6 protein-coding genes are annotated in these 6,003 nt (G+C 38.4%); 2 read left to right on the top strand and 4 right to left on the bottom strand.

What is annotated here, in order from left to right; translation table 11 throughout:
- Positions 1-59: 59 nt before the first annotated feature.
- The 4 genes from JW841_10730 to JW841_10745 form a co-directional block, all read right to left on the bottom strand.
- Positions 60-443 carry a hypothetical protein gene (locus JW841_10730; GenBank protein MBN1961411.1) on the bottom strand — a complete coding sequence of 128 codons (384 nt, stop codon included), beginning with the start codon at positions 441-443 and terminating at the stop codon, positions 60-62.
- 392 nt (positions 444-835) lie between these two features.
- Complete coding sequence (locus JW841_10735) at positions 836-1,132, bottom strand: hypothetical protein (GenBank protein ID MBN1961412.1); 297 nt, start codon at positions 1,130-1,132, stop codon at positions 836-838.
- Positions 1,133-1,472: 340 nt separating this feature from the next.
- Positions 1,473-2,300, bottom strand: a complete 828-nt coding sequence (locus JW841_10740; GenBank protein MBN1961413.1) for a DUF4384 domain-containing protein — start codon at positions 2,298-2,300, stop codon at positions 1,473-1,475.
- Complete coding sequence (locus tag JW841_10745) at positions 2,284-2,880, bottom strand: RNA polymerase sigma factor (GenBank protein ID MBN1961414.1); 597 nt, start codon at positions 2,878-2,880, stop codon at positions 2,284-2,286. The genes JW841_10740 and JW841_10745 overlap by 17 nt, the downstream gene beginning before the upstream one ends.
- A gap of 143 nt (positions 2,881-3,023) precedes the next feature.
- Between JW841_10745 and JW841_10750 the strand changes: the two genes are divergently transcribed.
- Positions 3,024-4,226: a caspase family protein gene (locus JW841_10750; protein MBN1961415.1), complete on the top strand. Its 1,203-nt coding sequence runs from the start codon at positions 3,024-3,026 to the stop codon at positions 4,224-4,226.
- Positions 4,227-4,373: 147 nt separating this feature from the next.
- Complete coding sequence (locus tag JW841_10755; GenBank protein MBN1961416.1) at positions 4,374-5,630, top strand: carbohydrate porin; 1,257 nt, start codon at positions 4,374-4,376, stop codon at positions 5,628-5,630.
- Positions 5,631-6,003 lie beyond the last annotated feature (373 nt).

Consider the following 6,003-nt stretch of genomic DNA (forward strand, 5'->3'; position numbering starts at 1 on the left):
CGCCAATTCTAATAATTGTATTGGTGTTGCAAATTTTGAATTGGCGGGTTTTCAAGTTTTTATTGCACTTCTAATACTTCTATCGCACCGGTTAAACGACGTTGGCTACAGGTTATCTTAACTTTCTCATTATCGGATAATTTCTCATACTGCTGCTTATCAACATTGGCCACGATATCTTGACCATTATATTTTAAATGTAATTTAATAGGACCAACGATATCATGCGGATCTGTGTTGGCGCTGCCAGTTTCTGCTTGCGACTCGTTGTCTTCTTTATTTGGTTGATATTCTTGCTTAATTACCGTCGCTTCAATCGTAATTGGTTTTAAAGATACACGATCAAACAAGGCAAATAACCCAGCAAATAATAAACCAAATACAATTACGGCACTAAGCGCTGCCATAAGCTTGCTGTTTTTTATTTTTGCTAAATCCATCATCTCTTTCTCTCTGTGGTATAAAACCACCAAAAAGGAAAAGGTGTTAATCTATTTTATTTTATCAGAAAAATTCTTTGCGACATTAAAATCTTAGCTATGCAAATCGCCTACATTGGCTTACAAAAACAGACTATCGGCCTTTAATGTTTTCACAATATCTATTTCCCCTATAGCCCCTATAGCTGGTGCCAAACGTTAAATAAAAAGTATAAAAATATTGTTTCTTAAGAGCTCTCCCCCTGGCGTAAACGCCAAGAAATGCCATAAATGACACAAACGCCAAATCAAGAGCGTTTTCTAATGTTGCCCTTTATCGCGCTTGCTACATCTCCCTCGTCTTCCTTAATAGCTTTCGATAAAAGCAGTATTTATAAATAACTTTAAGTACCGAATCACTGTCGTCTTACTCCTGCATGCGCATGACCGTTCGCTCGCGAGACGTAGCGGCGCTTTGGGCCGCCTGCTTTATGTTGCCCTTTGCTGCGTAAACTTTGGGGGTTAGGTTTGCTTGGGTGTTTATTAAAACCATCAGATGAAGGTGGTTTGCTGCTATTTCTACTATTTTTTGCTAATTGTTGCTGCAAATCTTTAACCTGCGCTTCTAATTGAGTAATACGTGCAAGTGCCTGCTCTAATAAATATTCAAGCTCTTTAATACGTTTATCTCGCGGATCTTCTTGAACAGTCATCAAGTATTGGTAGATCAAATTTTGCAGCCTTTTGCGATCCTAAAAATGCTTGCTTTTTATTATAGTGTAATATTTTTCGCTGGTCTAAACGATGAAAGTACTTTTTGGGATTGATTTTATGCTAGCTTTAGAATGTTAAAGAAACATTATAATTACCCGCGCAACGAAGGTACATCTCTTGAGCGTAACGTCATGTGCCTACACGAGAAATACTGCATTCATTCGGTACCCAAAGCTGTTTGTGAATGTTACTTTTATCGAAGATAAGCCAGCGAAGACGAAAGAGATTTACTGAGAGCGCGGGCTTTACTTGATTTATGACCTGAAGAGTTACAATATTTTATGGTTTGATAATAACTATGCGAGCATCAGAAATTTTATAAGCAATATCGCAATCTGCACTAGCCTGCAGAGCAGCTTGTTTTGCTATGGATATTAAGGTTATTAGTTGTTGTGGTGTTGTAGAAAAGACACCAATTATCCATTCACAGCGACTTTTTCTTTCAAAAATGCCATTTACTGGTAATGCGATTTCTTCACCTGCTGCTATAGCTCTGCTTTGCTCATCTTCTCTGGGGAATAAAATCGTACTCTCACCATTTGCGCTAACACTCAATAGCGCTAAATAAGCTGGCGTAGATGCAGAATAAAAAAATCCTACCCGATCACCATTGCAAAGACGTTCACCTTTGGTTAAACGAAATCGTTTACCCATTCTTTCAATGGCTACGTACAGCTTTTCATTTAAACCCTTATAAATTATATTAGGTGTATTTGATGTAATTAAGTTAAGCCCCGAATCTAACAAATCTGACAATAAAGTTGTAGCACTAAGTACTAATAGTATTACACCACAAGCAAATAGCAGCCCACGTGGCAATAACCAAAATAATTTTTTACTTTTTACTTGGTCGCTGATCTTGTTATTATTGACATTAATAATCTCACGCCAATTTTTAGTTGTTGCCGAACATATAGCGCAGTTTTGCAAATGCTTTTGGGCACTTTGAACCTGTTCTGGCGTCGCGTCTTCGCTAAGTCCTATACTCACTTGCAGTAGGCCTGGACATTCTTCTTCAAAAAATCGTCCTTTTTTTAAACGAAAAGATAGCAAAGTATCTATTTTTTGCTCATCCAATGTATATGGTGAATTAAAAGGCAGGCTCACGACCCACCTCCTGTGTTTCTGCAGTTGGTTTTGTTGCAAATGTTGCTCGCTCAAGACACTTGCGCAAAACAACCATAGTTGAATTTAGCATTCGACCTATATATTGCTTTGATATGCCAAGACGCACAGCTATATCGCTATTTGATAATTCTTCAAAATATCGCATTTTTACTATACGTTGAACTTTAGGGGTAAGTTTATTAAGACAAATATTAAGCCTGGGCATTATTAAATGATATGTTGCCCTATCTTCTGGAGATACTGTATTTAGCGCGACTTGATTTTCTATATGGTAATCATAAGCTGTATCGAGACGTTGTTTTTCTTTGATGGAGCGACGGGTGGCCATCAATTGCAAATAAGTAAGAATAGCTTTAGGACTTTCTAACGTATGAATATATTTAGTTAAAAAATCATCCAACACTTCAACACTTATCTCATTAGCAGAAAATCCCTCTCCTAAAACTTTCATGCAAATGCCATGTACGATAGGAAAATATATCGACCAAAAACGACGATGCGCTTCTTCATCGTTTTGTTTTATACCAGCCATGAGTTCGCTGTTTTCAATAGCGACCATAGCGTCTCCTTATTTGTAAAATTACTTAGTCTTTTTATTAAGAGGCACCCAAAGACAAAGGTAAACTTGAAAAATAAAATTATTCGCACAATGCGATCTCTTTCTTCTAGCCGATTGGTATGCGTTTGTCGTAAAAAAATAATATGTGGGTAAAAACTATAATAACATTATTAGGAATTTTATTTATCATTACCCCCTTATGTGGTCAGGCGGCAGCAATTCGCTATGCGATTATTGTGGGCAGTAACGTAGGGAGTGATGTAGGTTCTCATCCTCCATTACCAAAATTATTACATGCAGAACGTGAAGCAGAAGTATTACGCAATCGTTTGGTCGCTTTATCTAATTTTGACATCACTAATAATCGCATACTGCTACTGCTTGCACCGACGCGAAACGAAGTAATACAAGCCGCTCATCAAATAGCAGAACAAAAACGGCACGATGAAAAAACCTACGGAAATTTTGATTCATTTTTTGCATTCTTTTTTACCGGTCACGGAAAAAGCACAAGATTACTTTTACGTAATGGTCCCTTATCAACCACAGAGTTAGCTTCAATTTTTCGTGCTGTAGGTGCTACTTTTCAAGTTGGAGTTTTTGATGCATGCTCCAGTGGTAGTCTTGAAGAAGCACCACTTACTATTCCTAATACCCCGCCAGTAACTGGTTTGCCTCCTTGGTGGACAAATTCAGCCCCTAACCAAGATGAACATGTCGAGCGTACATATTCAGCATTTGGATTGCCACATTGGTGGCTTAATGGTGTCCCTGCAGTTGATCAAACTAAAACAAAAGGAATCAAACCAATCAGTATCACTAACTTATTTAGCGAACTACCAGGAGACATGCTAAAAACCGAGGGTAGTATTTGGCTCGCCTCAAATAGTGGGAATGAAGTTAGTTATGAAGACCGAAGACTTGGTGGATTATTTACCTATTTCTTTATTGAGGCACTCAACAATGCACCTCGTGATGGCTCTGGTATTACTTTAGAAAATATTTGGAATTATGTTCGTCGAAAAACTTCTGCATATGCTACCGTACAGCAGCGTCGCCCACCACGGCCACAACTAATTATGCATTTAAAGACTAATGCTCCACTATATTTCAGCTTGCCCCAGAAGCGCAGTGCACTTTTAATGTTAAACGAAGACATTGAAGGCGGAGTGAGCATTGAATATCTCGATAGTGGTTTTATTGATACATTACACAAGAGCAAAGGTTCTGCATTAATTTATCAAGTATTTTCAGGCCCAGCTCAAATGCGCATAGTCACATCTGGACGAACCGCATACGAACACAAAGTCGTCTTCACTAAAGATGAAACCTTATCTTTGCCTTAATAACTATCATCAATTATTGCAAATATATTACATTCTTCTCTAATTTTAAAAGATTAAAGTTTACTTAGCCTATCTTCACCACTCTTTTGAAGTAAAGCACGACTAAATAGTTAGTCAAAAAGCCACATAACATCAGAGGAGAATTTGATGCGGTATTTTATTCCGTTTGTATCGATGTTTATACTTTTCGCTTCACCTGCGAAAATTTTGGCTGCTGAAGTTGACTTTCATGGTTATGCTCGAGCTGGCTTGGGTTTTTCGACTAAAGGCGGGGGACAGGTATGTTTTGGGCTTAGCTCTGCTGATAGCAAATATAGATTAGGTAATGAATGCGACTATGTTATCGAACCTACCTGGATTGCTCACTTGGTAAAAATTGGAGACAACCTTGGCTGGGGTAAGGGTTCTGATTGGGGGGTTGTCGTAATGCCCAAGGTTTATAAAGCTTGGCAACAAAATTCATCACAAGCAACTTTTGATGACCTTGCAGCAACCATTGGACAATTATATTTTTTCGCAGATCAGATACCTGAGTTAGCTAATGGCCAACTATGGGTTGGAAGACGCTATTATGATCGCTTACAGCTTGGTATTAATGACCAATTTATAGAAAATGAAGATGGCGATGGCGCTGGTCTTGAAAATATTCAAATTGGTAACGTTCGCTTAAGTCTTGCATTATTACTTAATCCTAATGATTATGGTGCTCAAAATATCAAGCCTTACAAAATCACAAGCCGCATAGTTATTCCTACCTTGCCAAATTCTGATGCCCAAATTTGGTTAGGACTATACTCTCGTTCAGTGACCAATGACGCGTCAAGTGGCCCAAACCCAGAACGAATATACGCGGGAGCGGACCAATATCGTATTGGCATTTATAACCGTTTATATATTGAAACGATTAGAGGCACAAATACAGCCGGAATTAAAACCGAACTCAGCAAAGTTCACCAACTATGGCGAGCTTTTATCCAACAAACTTTTACCTTTAATGTAATGCAAACATCACTAGACCTGTTTAGTGAATATCGCAGTCGTAAAAATCGTGGTAACGAACATGAATCGTGGGGAGATCCACAAAAATGGTTCAGTATTGGCGCACGCACTGATTCGCATATTTATGGCCCCTTTCGTCTGTTAGCAGAATTTGGTCATGATCAAACTATGCAAGACAATAGTGCCACACAACAACTTGATAAATTCACCGTCGCCACCGCGATCAACGCTGGTAACGATGCTTCATCAAGACCAACTATCCGCCTGTTTTACACTTATGCTCACTGGAACGACGCGGCACATAATGCCGGCGGTGTCTATGACTCTGGAGTCATGATTAGCCAAATTTATGGCAATAGCACGTCTGGATCTACCTTTGGTATTCAAGGAGAAGCTTGGTGGTAAATGATTGCCCCCCTTGCCCTTGGCTGGTGCCCCTTGGCTGGTGCCCCCTTGGCCCCTGGCCCCCCTGGCCCCCCTGGCTGGTGCCAAACGTTAAATAAAAAGTATAAAAATATTTTAATCATTCGACATATTATCTTTAAAATAAATACTAAAAATAAACATTGTCTTTTCTTTTTAGTTTAATTTTTTAACTAACAATAATATAATTTTTTAAAATAGCAGATTTTCGCAGATTTTCGACACACCTGCTCATATCATCAAATAAGAACTGACAATTTTTTCAGAATTAAATCTTATTTTCTAAAATTTACTAATTTACCTATGCCGTATTTCGCATCAATGCTTTTATGACCGGTGGCAAATATGAATTAGA

Source organism: Deltaproteobacteria bacterium, from assembly GCA_016931625.1.
Classification (GTDB): domain Bacteria; phylum Myxococcota; class XYA12-FULL-58-9; order XYA12-FULL-58-9; family JAFGEK01; genus JAFGEK01.

Coding starts and splice junctions, on each gene's coding strand:
- JW841_10745 (MBN1961414.1), bottom strand. CDS start 2,880: ATGGTCGCTATTGAAAACAGCGAACTCATGGCTGGTATAAAACAAAAC.
- JW841_10730 (MBN1961411.1), bottom strand. CDS start 443: ATGATGGATTTAGCAAAAATAAAAAACAGCAAGCTTATGGCAGCGCTT.
- JW841_10735 (MBN1961412.1), bottom strand. CDS start 1,132: ATGACTGTTCAAGAAGATCCGCGAGATAAACGTATTAAAGAGCTTGAA.
- JW841_10750 (MBN1961415.1), top strand. CDS start 3,024: ATGTGGGTAAAAACTATAATAACATTATTAGGAATTTTATTTATCATT.
- JW841_10755 (MBN1961416.1), top strand. CDS start 4,374: ATGCGGTATTTTATTCCGTTTGTATCGATGTTTATACTTTTCGCTTCA.